A 13,829-nucleotide genomic window follows, 5' to 3' on the forward strand; every position below is an offset into this window, starting at 1 on the left:
ATTTAAATATGCTCCAATCCCCCGTCCAGCAGCTCCTGAATGATGACCCGCTCGTCCATGGGGTATTTTACGCCCTTGATTTCCTGGTAGTCCTCATGGCCTTTTCCCGCCAGGACAATCAAATCGCCCTCCCGGGCATGGGAAATCACATAGGCGATGGCTTCTTTCCTGTCACAGATCTCCACATATTTCCCTTTTGTCTTTCCGATTCCAGTCTTGATGTCCTCGATGATATCCTGAGGTTCCTCGAATCGCGGATTGTCGGAGGTGATGACCGTGAAGTCCGCCAGATTCCCGCTGACCTCGCCCATCTCATAGCGCCTCTGCCTGGAGCGGTTGCCGCCGCAGCCGAACAGGCATACCAGCCGCCCGGGCCGGTATTCTTTCAGCGTGGACAAAAGGCTCTCCAGAGCCATGGCATTGTGGGCATAGTCAATCAGCAGAGTGAATTTGTCGGAAATCTTCACCCTCTCGATTCGGCCCTTGACTTTCGCTTCCCTCAGGGCGCGCTGGATGTCCGGGACATGCACCTGGAAATGGCGGCAGATGGCAATGGCGCACAGGGCGTTGTATACGCTGAACCGTCCGGGAGCAGGCACATGAGCGTCAAATTCCATCAGGCCCGCCACATGGAAATTCACTCCCAGCTCACCGGGAACATGGACCAGCTCCGGATTTTCCGCGCGGAGCATGCAGTCCGCACCCATGCCATAGGTCTCCAGCTCACAGCTGTGGCCCTTCACCAGTTTCTCGGTATGGGCATCATCGCCGTTCACGATGCCCACGCGGCACTGTCTGAACAGGAGACCTTTACAGGCCATGTATTCCTCGAAGCTCTCATGCTCATCGGGTCCAATGTGGTCTGGCTCCAGATTGGTAAAGATGCCGTAATCGAAAATAAACCCCTGGGTCCTGTGGAGCTTCAGCGCCTGAGAGGACACCTCCATGACCACTGTGTCCAGCCCGGCCTCCACCATCCTGGCGAAATCCTCCTGCAGGAGATAGGATTCCGGCGTGGTGTTCTCCGCATGGGTATGGACATCTCCAATGATGGTCTCTATTGTCCCTATCAGGCCCACGCGGAAACCTGCGTTCTCCAGGATGGACTTCACCAGATAGGCGGTGGTGGTCTTACCCTTGGTGCCAGTGATGCCGACTATTTTCAGTTTTTCGGCCGGGTGTCCGAACCAGGCGGCCGAGATGCAGGCCATGGCGTATCTGGTGTCTTTCACTTTGATTATAGTCACGTCTTTTTCCGCCACTGCATCTGCAGCCCGGGAGACGATCAATACTTTTGCCCCTTTTTCCACCACCTCCGCGGCATAGTCATGGCCGTCGAACTTTGCTCCCTCGATACAGATGAAGAGACAGTCAGGGACAATCTTTCTGGAATCGTAGACGACTGCAGACACCTCTGCGTCGGCGCTGCCCCGGAGACATTCGTAATCTATTTCTTTTAGTAAATCCGTCAGCCTCATATCTTTCCTCCTAATTCGATTTTCCTGTTATAAAATGTTTAAATTTTCTATGATTTGGAAACATTCTTTTCTATTTTACTCTAATTTTGTATTTTCTACCACCCCCATTTTTTATTTGTCTATCTTATTTGCATATATTTTCTCTTCAGAACATTTTCCATTGCAGAAAAGGAGCCTCCGCCCGACAGGATAATACAATTCCGTCTTCGCGTCAACTCCTTTTTTTGCATATTTCTTTTTTGTTGTATTCTGTCGCAGACAATGTCCGGAACTTACATCATGCCGCCCATTCCGCCTGCGCCTGCGGGCATAGCGGGTGTCTCTTCCTTGATGTTGGCCACGACGCTCTCGGTGGTCAGCAGAGTGCTTGCCACGCTGGTAGCGTTCTGCAGGGCGCTTCTGGTCACCTTAGCGGGATCCAGGATGCCTGCCTCAACCATGTTCACATACTCTTCCTTCAGCACGTCGAAGCCTACGCCGGGCTCGGACTCTCTCACCTTGTTGATGATGACGCTGCCCTCAAGGCCTGCGTTCGCAGCGATGTGGTACAGAGGGGACTCCAGAGCCTTCAGGACCAGGCTGGCGCCTGTCTTCTCATCTCCCTCCAGGGTCTCAGCAAGCTTGGCGACTTCCTTGGCAGCATGGATATAAGCGGAACCGCCGCCGCAGATGATGCCCTCTTCCACAGCAGCTCTTGTAGCTGCCAGAGCGTCCTCCATGCGGAGCTTCGCCTCTTTCATCTCGGTCTCGGTAGCAGCGCCTACGCGGATAACAGCAACACCGCCGGCCAGCTTTGCCAGTCTCTCCTGCAGCTTCTCCCTGTCGAAATCGGAAGTGGTCTCTTCAATCTGCTTCTTAATCTGGGCGATGCGGGCCTGGATTTCACTCTTGTCGCCCTCGCCGTCCACGATGACGGTATTCTCTTTCTGAACCTTTACGGACTTGGCATGGCCCAGCATATCCATGGTAGCATCTTTCAGCTCGTACCCTAAATCGGAGCTGATGACGGTACCGCCTGTAAGGATGGCGATATCCTGCAGCATATCCTTCCTCCTGTCGCCGTAGCCGGGGGCCTTTACAGCCACTACATTGAAGGTGCCGCGCAGCTTGTTGACGATCAATGTGGTCAGGGCCTCGCCCTCCACGTCCTCGGCGATGATCAGCAGCTTCGCGCCGGACTGTACGATCTGCTCCAAAATAGGCAGAATCTCCTGAATATTGGAAATCTTCTTATCTGTGATCAGGACACAGGGATTCTCAAGAGTCGCTTCCATCTTGTCCATGTCTGTAGCCATGTAAGCGGAAATATAGCCTCTGTCGAACTGCATGCCTTCCACCAGGTCGAGCTCGGTCTGCATGGTCTTGGACTCTTCGATGGTGATGACGCCGTCTCCGCTGACCTTCTCCATAGCGTCGGCAACCAGCTGTCCTACTTCCTCATCTCCCGCGGAGATAGCGGCGACTCTGGCGATATGCTCCTTGCCGTTCACCTTCTGGCTCATCTTGGAGATGGCTTCCACAGCGCACTCGGTGGCTTTCTTCATGCCTTTTCTCAGGATGATGGGGTTGGCGCCTGCTGCCAGGTTCTTGATGCCTGCGTTCACCATTGCCTGGGCCAGAACGGTGGCGGTGGTGGTGCCGTCGCCTGCCACGTCATTGGTCTTGGTAGCCACTTCCTTCACAAGCTGTGCGCCCATGTTCTCAAAAGCGTCCGCCAGCTCGATCTCCTTTGCGATGGTCACGCCGTCGTTGGTGATCAGGGGCGCTCCGAAAGATTTGTCCAGTACTACGTTTCTTCCTTTGGGTCCAAGGGTCACTCTCACGGTGTCGCTGAGCTGATTGACGCCGGACTCTAATGCTGCACGGGCTTCCGCTCCGTATTTGATCTCTTTTGCCATGATAATCATGCCTCCATTTTCTAAATGATTTATTTTTCTGACTTATCTTGCTTCACAACCGGAAGAAACACCGCTGCGTTTCTTCCGACAACTTATACTGCCTAACGATTTCACATGCCGTGAAACCAGACTGCATAACGCTGACTGGTTCAATCACATGATTACATTAGGCAGTATTCAGCGTTATGCAGTATAGAAACCTTTGGCCTGGTGCTTTCAGGCCTTAGATTTCCTTAGTTGTTTATGACTGCCAGGATATCGTTCTGCTTTACTACGATGAACTCTTCCTCGTCAAGCTTCACTTCTGTCCCCGCGTATTTGGAGTAGATCACGTTGTCGCCGGCCTTCACCTCCATCTTAATCTCCTTGCCGTCCACCATGCCGCCGGGGCCTACCGCGACTACCTCTGCCTGCTGGGGCTTCTCCTTGCTCTGTCCGGGAAGGACGATACCGGATTTGGTGGTCTCTTCTGCAACTAACTGTTTTAATACGACTCTGTCACCTAAAGGTACTAATTTCATGATAATTGCCTCCTGTTGTCTTCATTTTTTGTATCCAGGCCTCACGCGTGATTCCTGAGATATATTTGTTAGCACTCTTTTTATTTGAGTGCTAATCGTTAGAACATATGATAGTTTTATATGGAAATCTTTGCAAACATATTCACAGAAATCCAAAAACCTATTTCTCTCTTTTCCTCCTGTTTTCTTTCATTATCTCCTATTTTCTCATTTTCCTCCCTATGTCCTGATTTAATATTTATTTTAGAAATCCATTATTTTTTCCGCCTTTTTCGCCGATATATCTTATAACAAAATAAATGGCACTGTTGAAATACACATCCAAGGAGGGATTAACGCAGCAAACGGAATTCAAAGCTATTTCAAAGTGTATCCTGTTCAGATGGTATCCGGCGTATCAAAGCCCAGAAGGGAACATGAGGGCTCCAGGCAGAGAGATTCCCGGTCTTCAAAGCCCGCGGCTTTCAGCGCCATCCTCGAAGAGACCGCTCCGGAGAATTGTCCGAGTGAATGCTATATCGTGACTTATGACAGGCAGAGCAGGCTCCGGACTTATTCTTACCAGCAGTCCAGAGAGTATACCTTTTGAGCATGCGCCCCACAGGCGCAGAGGAAACCGGCATATGTCTTGTGCATATGCCGGTTTCTTTATATCAACCCTGTATCAATCATATTCTCCTGCCCCCGGGCAACTAGCACTTAATCTCCAGATATCCCAGCAGCTTGGACATGTCATACTCTTCCAGCACTCCCAGGTTGGAATCGTAGAATTTCCCGTCGAAATGCACCAGGTAATGGCAGAAGCGCCCCATCTTCTCCATCATGATACAGCATTTCGGCAGCACGGTATCACGGCCTTCCGTATAATTAATGACGTCGGCATGGTCGATTCCATAATAGTTCAGCGCGGAAATCATCATTCCCATGGTGGCCTGCCACTCCCTGCAGTCCATGACGCTGATTACCTCCGCTATGGTATTCCCCGCCAGCATGGCCACGCAGGACTGGCCGCAGAGCCCGTCCTCCGGCTGAATGATGACGTTAATGCCGTCTATCCTGCGGATCGGATTCTCAAAGCTGTAGGGGCTGTTCTGATCCATCCGGATCAGAGAACCGGATATATGGAGCAGGATTTTGTGGGGCACCCCCAGCTCCACGCTCACCGCGTCGTCGTCACCGATATGAATCTCGTAATTCCCTTTCTCTATGGGAAGCAGCTCACACTCGATAATCTTGTTGTCCAGAATCACCTCCGCCTGGATGAGATCCCGCTGCTTGCAGACCTCCCACACATTGAAAGGAATCTGAATCATATAGCCTTTGTCCTTCTTCTCTACCACCGATTGAAAGAAATACCTCATAGGTTACCTCCGTCCCGTTTTTTCTTACCAGAATCTATAGCAGAAACCAAAAGATGATTCTGTTATCATGCATTATAACAAAATCCGCGTCATCTTAAAACACTTTTTCGATAAGTTAAAAATTTGACAATCTTTCGGCTCACCCGCTCCGCCTGGCCTGGGAAGGGGAAATCCCGTACCGCTTCTTGAACAGCTTGCTGAAATGGTACGCATCGTCATATCCCACCCGGGCGGCCACTTCCTGGATGCTCCCCTCATACCCGCCCTCCAGCAGTTCTTTTGCCTTCTCCAGCCGGATGTTGATCAGATGCCTGATTGGCGCGTTTCCCGTCTCGTTTTTGAAAATCCGTGAAATATAAAACGGGCTTAAGTACATATTCTCCGCGATCTGATCCAGGGAAATCTTCTCGCTGTAATGGTCCTCGATGTAGCTTATGATCTGCTCCACCACATACTTCCTGTTGGCAGACTCGAAAGCGCAGCCTTTGGGCCTCTCCATAGGCTCGCACTGCTCCCTTATGATCAAGAGCAGAAGCTGTACCAGATAGGACTTCATCATGAAATACCGTCCCTGCCTGCGCACGGCGTTTTCCGCCTCCATGGAGGAACAGATCTTCAGGAACCTCTGGCGCAGTTCCCCTGCGGTATGCAGGATGTATTCCCCGCCCGGAAGCGGGAGAAAATTGTCCTGGCAGCCTGTGATCCTGATATCGGAAAAGCCCACGAAAAACTCCGTAGACGGCACTTCCGCCTCCGGGCAGCTCAGGGCCTGATGCCTGACACCGGGATTTAAAATGAGCAGGTCTCCCTCCTGCACCAGATAAATCTTGTCCTCAATGCGATACTTCCCCTCCCCGGCAAAGATATACGCTATCTCCAGATAATCATGGCTCCTGTATTCGCTGGGCTCCATATCTTTTTGTCTGATCCCCTTCCATATAAATAGGAAAGTAGGGTTCATCTCGTCTATGGAAATTTCTCTCATCTGCTGATTTTCCATCTTCACACCTATATCCTGTCTTTCTGCTTTCTGCGGGGCTCCACCTACTGGTTCCCGATTAATCCTGTTTCCTTATTTTACCCTTTTTGGGTTCAAAAGTAAAACAATTTTTCACTTTCTTTCCGGGTACAAAATTTTCCATCAAGGGTGCAAGATACTCCATTTCTTTTTGTATTCCAAAAAGTACAATGTACCATAAGCCCGAAACATTGACCGGGCGGAAGGAATGTAAAAACAACCTAGAAGACACATTCCAGGGAGGATTTGCGTATGACACCTATGAAATGGTTCTATGGCTTCTTGAAGAAGTACCGGAAACTGATGATCAGCGGCCTGTTCCTGACCACGATCATCGCGGCTCTGTCCATCGTCAACCCCTACATATCGGGCATCATGGTGGACGACGTCATCGTGGCAGGCAATTATGACCTGCTGCCGAAGCTGATCGGGTGCCTGGTGGCGATCACGCTGGTGACCTGCGTACTGCGCTTTCTGTACCTGCTCATGTTCGAGACAGCCTCTCAGGGCGTCCTCTACGACATGCGCAGCACCGTGTACCGCAAGCTTCTGGAGGAAGACCTGAACTTCTACAACAAGAAGCGCACAGGCGACCTGATGAGCCGCCAGACAGGAGATATGGACGCCATCCGGCATTTCGTGGCGGGCATCATCTACTCCGTCTACCAGAACGTACTGCTGTTCGCTTTCGCTCTGGTGATGATTTTCACGGTGAGCCCGAAGCTGGCTCTGTGCATGCTGGTGGTGCTGCCTTTCACGGCCATCTCCACTTTCATGCAGTCCAAAGAGGTGAAGCCCGCTTTCCAGCGTAACCGCGACTGCTTCTCCTCGCTGAACGCTTTCGTCCAGGAGAATATCAGCGGCAACCGGGTGGTAAAGGCTTTCGCCAAGGAAGAATACGAAAAAGGAAAATTCCAGGTTGAGAACGACAGATTCCGGGACGCCCAGATAAAGGGTTCCAGGGTGTGGATGAAATATGTGCCCATCTTCGAAATCCTGGCCTATGCCCTGACCGTGGTGCTGATGCTCTACGGCGGGTACATGGTCATCCAGGGGGAAGTCACTCTGGGAGACCTGGTCAAGGTCAACGGGTATCTGTGGATGCTGAACTCGCCGCTGCGCATGGCCGGTTGGTGGGTAAATGATATCCAGAATTTCGTTACATCCGTAGAGAAGATTTACGCTACCTACAGCGAGGAGCCCAAAGTGCGCACTCCCCGCTTCGCCCCGACACAGAAACCGGAAGCGGAATTCGACTATTCCCATGAGAAGATACGCGGGGAAGTGGAATTCCGGGACGTGTCCTACAGCGCGGACGACGAGGATATCGTAAAGGATATCAGCTTTAAGGTAGAGGCCGGACAGACCGTGGGCATCATCGGCTCCACCGGCTCCGGAAAGTCCACGCTGATGAACCTGCTGTGCCGGTTTTACGACGCCACCACCGGGCAGGTGCTGGTGAACGGAACGGACGTTCGGGACATGGACCTCTACAATCTGCGGGACAATATCGGCATGGCCATGCAGGATGTGTTCCTCTTCTCCGACACGGTGGAGGGCAACATCGCCTACGGCAGGCCCGACTGCAGCTTCGATCAGGTGAAGAAAGCCGCCATCATGGCGGATGCCAACCACTTCATCAAATCCATGCCGGACGGCTATGACACCATCGTGGGCGAGCGGGGCATGGGCCTCTCCGGCGGCCAGAAGCAGAGGATTTCCCTGGCCAGGGCCCTTTTGAAAGACCCCTCCATCCTGATCCTGGACGATACCACTTCCGCCGTGGACATGGAGACGGAGAGCTATATCCAGAAACAGTTGAAGAGCATCAAGGAGGGCTGCACGGTATTCATCATCGCCTACCGCATCTCTTCCATTAAAGACGCCGACCTGATCCTGGTCATGGACGAGGGACGCATCATCGAGCGGGGCACCCACAGCGAGCTGCTGGCAATGGACGGCTACTATGCCAAGGCTTTCCACAACCAGTACGGTGAGATTCCCGAGGAACTGCTGCAGAAAAAGAGCATTGCTTAAAAAGGAGTAAATCATGGCACGCAATCGATATGATATGGACGAAGTGTTGGAAGACAGCTTTGACGTCGGACAGCTGAAACGTCTGGGAGCCTATGTCTCCCCTTATAAGAAAAAAATGGCGGTGGTCATCGCCCTGATGCTCAGCGCCTCCGCCGCCACCATGCTGGTGCCCATTTTCTTTCAGAGGATCATGGACATCTATATCCCCGAAAAGGATATGAGGGGGATATGGATTGTCAGCCTCCTGACGCTGGCGGTAGCCGCCTATTCCGGCATCGCCATGCGCTTCAAGATCAAGATCATGAGCACGGTGGGCCAGAACATCATACACGCCATCCGCACGGATATCTTCAACCACCTGCAGGAGCTGCCTTTCTCCTACTATGACGACAGGCCCCACGGCAAGATACAGGTGCGCGTGGTGAACTATGTGAACAGCTTGAGCGACCTGTTGAGCAATGGTATCGTGAATACCATCACGGACCTGTGCAACCTGTTCTTCATCATCTTTTTCATGCTCTTCTGCGATCCGAGACTGACCCTTGTGTGCCTCTGCGGCCTGCCGCTGCTGGCCCTGGTGATTGTCTTCATCAAGAAGAAGCAGAGAAAGGCCTGGCAGATTCAGTCCAACAAGCAGAGCAATCTGACCGCCTATATCGCTGAGAGCATCAACGGTATCCGGGTCACCCAGTCCTTTGTCCGCGAGAATGAGAACAACCATATCTTCAACAACTTAAGCGGCAACTACAAAAAGGCCTGGATGCATGCGGTCAAGTTCAACTTTACCTTAGGCCCCAGCGTGGACATGATTTCCGTCATCACCACCTCCTTCATCTACGTGCTGGGCATCCGCTGGATCCTGGCTCCGGACGCCACGCTGACGGTAGGTGTGCTGATTGCTTTCACCTCCTACATCGGGCGCTTCTGGGCCCCGATCAATACGCTGGCCAACTTCTACAACTCGCTGCTGACCGCCATCTCCTACCTGGAGCGCATCTTCGAAACCATCGATGAGCCCGTTCTGGTAAAGGACGCGGAGGGCGCTGCCGAGATGCCTCCCATCAGGGGCCAGGTGGAGTTCAAAGACGTGTGCTTCAGCTATGAGGCGGGTCATCGGATCCTTGACAACATCAACTTCACCGCTAAGCAGGGGCAGACCTACGCTTTCGTAGGCCCCACCGGCGCCGGCAAGTCCACCATCGTGAACCTGATCTCCCGGTTCTACAATGTGGATTCCGGACAGGTGCTCATAGACGGCACGGACATCTCCACCGTGACCATCCGCTCCCTGCGGACCCAGATGGGCGTGATGATGCAGGACAGCTTCATCTTCTCCGGCACCATCATGGACAACATCCGCTACGGCAACCTGGAGGCTACCGACGAGCAGGTCATACAAGCCGCCAAGACCGTGTGCGCCCATGACTTCATCTCTCAGATGGAGAACGGCTATTACACGGAGGTAAACGAGCGGGGAAGCAGGCTCTCCGCAGGGCAGAGGCAGCTGATTTCCTTTGCCAGGGCATTGCTGGCCGACCCGAAGATCCTGATACTGGACGAAGCCACCTCCAGCATCGACACGGAGACGGAGATCCTGCTGCAGAAAGGCCTGAACGAGCTGCTGAAAGGGCGTACTTCCTTTATCATCGCCCACAGGCTCTCCACCATCAAGAACGCGGACTGCATCATGTACATCGACAAGGGAGGCATCCTGGAGCGGGGCACCCATGACGAGCTGGTGGCCCAGAAAGGCGCTTACTATGAGCTGTACATGTCACAGTATGACTTCCTGACCCAGGAGGCTGCGGGGGGACAGAGCCAGATGCCCCTGAAGTTCGAGACTGCCCAGTACACTGGTGCATGAATTCCCAAGCAATCATTGCTCGATGTCCGCGCCTGGCCCCATATAGCATTAATCACATAAAAGCTGCAGCCGGAACCGGGATTCCATCCCCATTCCGGCTGCTTTCTTTACGGGAAATACCACTATGCATTTGTCTTCATTCTAACCCTACAGCTTCCTGACCTGCACCGCCAGAGCCTCCCTGTCCGCGCACCCCGCCTTCTCCAGGATATGGGTCATATGCTTCTTCACAGTCCCCTCCGCGATGTACAGCTCCTTTCCGATCTCCCGGTTGCTCATGCCGCCTGCCGCCAGCCTGGCCACCTCCGACTCCCTGTCCGTAAGCCCCATGGCCCTGAGCCCAAAGTACACTCTCTGGCCGTCCGCCTCCGCCCGTTCCGCCTCGCTGTCCTGGGGCTCCTCCATGTAGGAGATCAGCATCCGCTCCAGCCTGAACTTCACAGGCATCAGCAGAAGAATGAGAACCGCCGTAAACAGGATGTCGCCGCTCATCATTACCGTAAGGAGAGAGACTACCGTGACAAACATATCCGCATTTCCCAGCATGTTTGCGGAAAACCCGTCGGCGAGCATATCCATAATATTCATCAGGAATGTGATGATACAGGCTACCACAGCCGCCTTCTCCACACACCGGACCGCCTCCACAGACCTCCGCAGCTCCATCCTGGAGCATCCCTTCCCTTTCCTGGCAAAGGCTCTTGCAAATCCCCGGAAGAAATCCTTCACCATTCCGGCCTGGTACAGAATCAGTACAATGATACAAACCTGGAGCATAGGAACCCATACGTCGCAATAGCGGATAATTTTCCACACTCTGCGGGGCCCTCCATATATCGCCAGACCTAAGTACAGAATCCAGGCAATCCCCAGCGCTGACCATAACCATCTGCATCTCAGTACCTTCCCTAATTTCTTCAGAAATTTTTTCATCTCGCTTCCACCTTCCCTCTTATTCCAGTTCCGCGTCTGCCCCGCCAGCACCCGGGCGTTGGCAGACGCTGTTTTCATTTTACCAGGCATGGCAGCCCGGCCTCCGCCCTTCCCGAAACAGGTCAGAGCACAACCATCTGCAGATGCCCTCATTTTACCGAAAGCGCCCTGCATTCTGCAAGATGATTTCCCATACCACCCTTGAAAAAGGGGGTGGTATCCTTCTACCACCCCCGTCATTCCGCTATTTATACTGCTTAACAGTTATAATTTCCGAGTAACCGGACTGCACCCTCAGGAATTTACCGGCGCTCCTCCGGTCCCTTAAATCCCCAGCAGCATAGTGGCGAACCGAAAGTACACCAACAGCGACAAAGCGTCCACAATCGTCGTGATGAACGGGCTGGCCATCACCGCCGGGTCGAATCCGAGCCGCTTGGCCCCGATGGGCAGCAGGCACCCCACCACCATGGCCATCAGCACCGCCGCCACCAGTGTCAGGCACACCGTAAAGGCCACCAGTATCCCCACCCGGTCGAACAGCATCAGCTTGGCGAAATTCGCTATCGCCAGCGTCCCGCCGCAGAGAACGGCCACCCTGATCTCTTTCCACACCACTCTGGGCACATCGCGATAGGTGATTTCCCCCAGGGAAAGCCCGCGGATGATGGTCACGCTGGCCTGGCCGCCCGCATTCCCCCCTGTGTCCATCAGCATGGGAATGAACACCGTCAGCACCGCGCATACGCTCAATGCGTCCTCAAAGGAAGCGATGATCGCCCCTGTAAAGGTGGCCGACACCATCAGCAGCAGCAGCCAGGGAATCCTTTTTTTGAAAGTCTCCCCCACCGTCGTCCGCATGTAGGGCTTGTCGCTGGGCACGATAGCCGCCATCTTCTCCATGTCCTCCGTGGTCTCCTCCTCCATGATGTCAACGATGTCGTCCACCGTGATGATGCCCACCAGACGGTTCTCGTTGTCCACCACGGGCATGGCGATGAAGTCGTATTTCTTGAATTTCTCCGCCACCTGCTCCTGATCCATCAGGGTATTGACGGAAATCACGTTCTCATGCATGATATCGGCGATGATCTCGTCCCCCTGGCTCAGCAGCAGATAACGCAGGGCCACTGTCCCCACCAGCTCCCGCCTGGCGTCCAGCACATAGCAGATATTGATAGTCTCGCTGTCCAGCCCCACGGCCCGGATGCGCTCAATGGCCTGATCCACCGTCAGGCTCTCCTTCAGGGACACATACTCCACCGTCATGATGCTGCCCGCAGAGTCCTCCGGATACCGCAGCAGCTGATTCAGGGCCTGCCTGGTCTCAGGGTTCGCGTTGGCCAGAAGCCGCTCCACCACGTTGGCAGGCATTTCCTCCAGCAGATCAGCCGCGTCGTCCGCCATCAGATTGTCGATGACATTGCCCGCCTCTCTGTCGGACAGGGAGTTGATGATCGCCTCCTGGCTGTCCACCTCCAGATAGGAAAACACATCCGCCGCCAAATCCTTTGGCAGGATACGGTACACTTTCAGCCGCTCTTCTTCCTCCAGCTCTTCCATGAGGAAAGCGATGTCCGCTTCATTGAGCTCGGCAAGAAATTGACGGATATTCGTATACTTCTTGGCGGCAAGAAGTCGCTTAAGTTCTTCTAACTCGATTCTTCTCTCCATAGCATTTCTCCTTATGTGGTTTTAATATTGGCTGGCTACTTCGACCAGGAAGAGGGTTGTCGCTGTTCATTTTCTGACTCTTCATATTATAACCACCACCTTTCGAAATGCTGTACTTTTCAGAACCTTCCGCGGCTCCCGGGACCTGCGCCGCTCTTTTTATTTTAACCTCAGCCTGTTTCTTTGTCAATGTAATAAATTTCTTTGAGCCCCTCCGGCTTCGCCCGGCCGCTGGTGGCATCTGCCATTTCTTTCCGCAAAGCCTCCAGCGCCTCGGCCGGGACGTTCAGGCGCAGGGCCGCCTTTTCCCCATAGTCCGCGGAAAGCGGCTCTATCCCGGCATTCCCCAGCAGGTACAGAAGCTTTCCCACATCTCCGTAGTCCGCCTCCACCGTCATCTCGTACCCATGGCGCATCCTGCCCGTGACGCAGTTTCGCAGCCCTTCCTTCACCGCCTGGGTATAAGCCCGGACCAGGCCCCCGGTGCCTAACAGCACGCCGCCGAAATACCTGGTGACCACCACCGCCACATTGCGGATGCCCTCTCCCGTCAGCACCTCCAGCATGGGCCGTCCCGCCGTGCCGGAGGGCTCCCCGTCGTCGCTGCAGCGGGTCAGTTCTCCCCTGGCCCCGATCACAAAAGCGTAACAATTATGCCTGGCATCCCAGTACTTCTTCTTCATCTCCTCCAGGAAGCCCAGCGCCTCCTCCTCGCTCTCACATTTGCGCAGCGTGGCGATGAAGCGGGACTTCTTCTCCACATACTCCCCCTGGCCGCCCTCAAGGAGCACCCGGCAGGAAGTCTCTTTTTCCTTATTTTTATCCATATGTTTCCCATCCAATTCTTTTCTGATTCCTGCCTTTAGGATAGCATAATTTGTCCAAAATGTGAAACAATTATTAAGAAGAAAAAGAAAACCTTTATTTACATAGTATTTTTTGGTATAATAGGATTTGATTATAGGTTTCCAAAGACTGTCCCTGTAATCGATACAAATACGCGTGTGACCCGGATTATCGGGATCAAAACCGATAATTACATGCG

11 protein-coding genes are annotated in these 13,829 nt (G+C 53.4%); 3 read left to right on the top strand and 8 right to left on the bottom strand.

Annotated elements, in window-relative coordinates; translation table 11 throughout:
* Positions 1-2: 2 nt before the first annotated feature.
* The 3 genes from NFS35_RS19305 to NFS35_RS19315 all read right to left on the bottom strand — a co-directional run bounded on the left by NFS35_RS19305 (position 3) and on the right by NFS35_RS19315 (position 3,897).
* Positions 3-1,478: a UDP-N-acetylmuramoyl-L-alanyl-D-glutamate--2,6-diaminopimelate ligase gene (locus NFS35_RS19305; protein WP_251208734.1), complete on the bottom strand. Its 1,476-nt coding sequence runs from the start codon at positions 1,476-1,478 to the stop codon at positions 3-5.
* Between the two features lie 272 nt (positions 1,479-1,750).
* On the bottom strand, positions 1,751-3,376 hold the full coding sequence (groL, locus tag NFS35_RS19310; protein ID WP_251208735.1) for a chaperonin GroEL: 1,626 nt from the start codon (positions 3,374-3,376) through the stop codon (positions 1,751-1,753).
* Between the two features lie 233 nt (positions 3,377-3,609).
* Entirely contained in the window at positions 3,610-3,897 is a 288-nt protein-coding gene (locus tag NFS35_RS19315) for a co-chaperone GroES (protein ID WP_251208736.1), read from the bottom strand.
* Positions 3,898-4,264: 367 nt separating this feature from the next.
* On the opposite strand from NFS35_RS19315, the gene NFS35_RS19320 reads away from it, so the two are divergent.
* Entirely contained in the window at positions 4,265-4,486 is a 222-nt protein-coding gene (locus tag NFS35_RS19320; protein WP_251208737.1) for a hypothetical protein, read from the top strand.
* A gap of 103 nt (positions 4,487-4,589) precedes the next feature.
* Here the strand turns inward: NFS35_RS19320 and NFS35_RS19325 are convergent, their stop codons facing one another.
* A complete protein-coding gene (locus NFS35_RS19325) occupies positions 4,590-5,258 on the bottom strand; it encodes a DUF1905 domain-containing protein (protein WP_251208738.1) in 669 nt (222 codons plus the stop codon).
* Between the two features lie 139 nt (positions 5,259-5,397).
* On the bottom strand, positions 5,398-6,258 hold the full coding sequence (locus tag NFS35_RS19330; RefSeq protein WP_251208792.1) for an AraC family transcriptional regulator: 861 nt from the start codon (positions 6,256-6,258) through the stop codon (positions 5,398-5,400).
* 270 nt (positions 6,259-6,528) lie between these two features.
* Here NFS35_RS19330 and NFS35_RS19335 point away from each other — a divergent pair, with 270 nt between their 5' ends.
* Complete coding sequence (locus tag NFS35_RS19335; protein WP_251208739.1) at positions 6,529-8,313, top strand: ABC transporter ATP-binding protein; 1,785 nt, start codon at positions 6,529-6,531, stop codon at positions 8,311-8,313.
* A gap of 13 nt (positions 8,314-8,326) precedes the next feature.
* Positions 8,327-10,177, top strand: coding sequence for an ABC transporter ATP-binding protein (locus NFS35_RS19340; RefSeq protein ID WP_251208740.1), 1,851 nt, complete (start codon positions 8,327-8,329; stop codon positions 10,175-10,177).
* A 147-nt stretch (positions 10,178-10,324) separates the two neighbouring features.
* Here the strand turns inward: NFS35_RS19340 and NFS35_RS19345 are convergent, their stop codons facing one another.
* The 3 genes from NFS35_RS19345 to NFS35_RS19355 all read right to left on the bottom strand — a co-directional run bounded on the left by NFS35_RS19345 (position 10,325) and on the right by NFS35_RS19355 (position 13,611).
* Positions 10,325-11,200 (bottom strand): response regulator transcription factor, encoded by an 876-nt coding sequence (locus NFS35_RS19345; protein WP_251208741.1) that lies wholly within the window; start codon positions 11,198-11,200, stop codon positions 10,325-10,327.
* 234 nt (positions 11,201-11,434) lie between these two features.
* Positions 11,435-12,784, bottom strand: coding sequence for a magnesium transporter (mgtE, locus tag NFS35_RS19350; RefSeq protein ID WP_251208742.1), 1,350 nt, complete (start codon positions 12,782-12,784; stop codon positions 11,435-11,437).
* Positions 12,785-12,954: 170 nt separating this feature from the next.
* The gene (locus NFS35_RS19355; protein ID WP_251208743.1) at positions 12,955-13,611 is read right to left on the bottom strand and encodes a YigZ family protein; all 657 of its coding nucleotides are present in this window, start codon (positions 13,609-13,611) and stop codon (positions 12,955-12,957) included.
* Positions 13,612-13,829 lie beyond the last annotated feature (218 nt).

The organism is Acetatifactor aquisgranensis, from assembly GCF_943193215.1.
GTDB lineage: Bacteria > Bacillota > Clostridia > Lachnospirales > Lachnospiraceae > Acetatifactor > Acetatifactor aquisgranensis.

What these genes read in the sequence shown, in the direction of transcription:
- groL (WP_251208735.1), bottom strand. Translation starts at nt 3,376, where the DNA reads ATGGCAAAAGAGATCAAATACGGAGCGGAAGCCCGTGCAGCATTAGAG.
- NFS35_RS19355 (WP_251208743.1), bottom strand. Translation starts at nt 13,611, where the DNA reads ATGGATAAAAATAAGGAAAAAGAGACTTCCTGCCGGGTGCTCCTTGAG.
- NFS35_RS19335 (WP_251208739.1), top strand. Translation starts at nt 6,529, where the DNA reads ATGACACCTATGAAATGGTTCTATGGCTTCTTGAAGAAGTACCGGAAA.
- NFS35_RS19345 (WP_251208741.1), bottom strand. Translation starts at nt 11,200, where the DNA reads ATGCCTGGTAAAATGAAAACAGCGTCTGCCAACGCCCGGGTGCTGGCG.
- NFS35_RS19340 (WP_251208740.1), top strand. Translation starts at nt 8,327, where the DNA reads ATGGCACGCAATCGATATGATATGGACGAAGTGTTGGAAGACAGCTTT.
- mgtE (WP_251208742.1), bottom strand. Translation starts at nt 12,784, where the DNA reads ATGGAGAGAAGAATCGAGTTAGAAGAACTTAAGCGACTTCTTGCCGCC.
- NFS35_RS19315 (WP_251208736.1), bottom strand. Translation starts at nt 3,897, where the DNA reads ATGAAATTAGTACCTTTAGGTGACAGAGTCGTATTAAAACAGTTAGTT.
- NFS35_RS19330 (WP_251208792.1), bottom strand. Translation starts at nt 6,258, where the DNA reads ATGGAAAATCAGCAGATGAGAGAAATTTCCATAGACGAGATGAACCCT.
- NFS35_RS19325 (WP_251208738.1), bottom strand. Translation starts at nt 5,258, where the DNA reads ATGAGGTATTTCTTTCAATCGGTGGTAGAGAAGAAGGACAAAGGCTAT.
- NFS35_RS19305 (WP_251208734.1), bottom strand. Translation starts at nt 1,478, where the DNA reads ATGAGGCTGACGGATTTACTAAAAGAAATAGATTACGAATGTCTCCGG.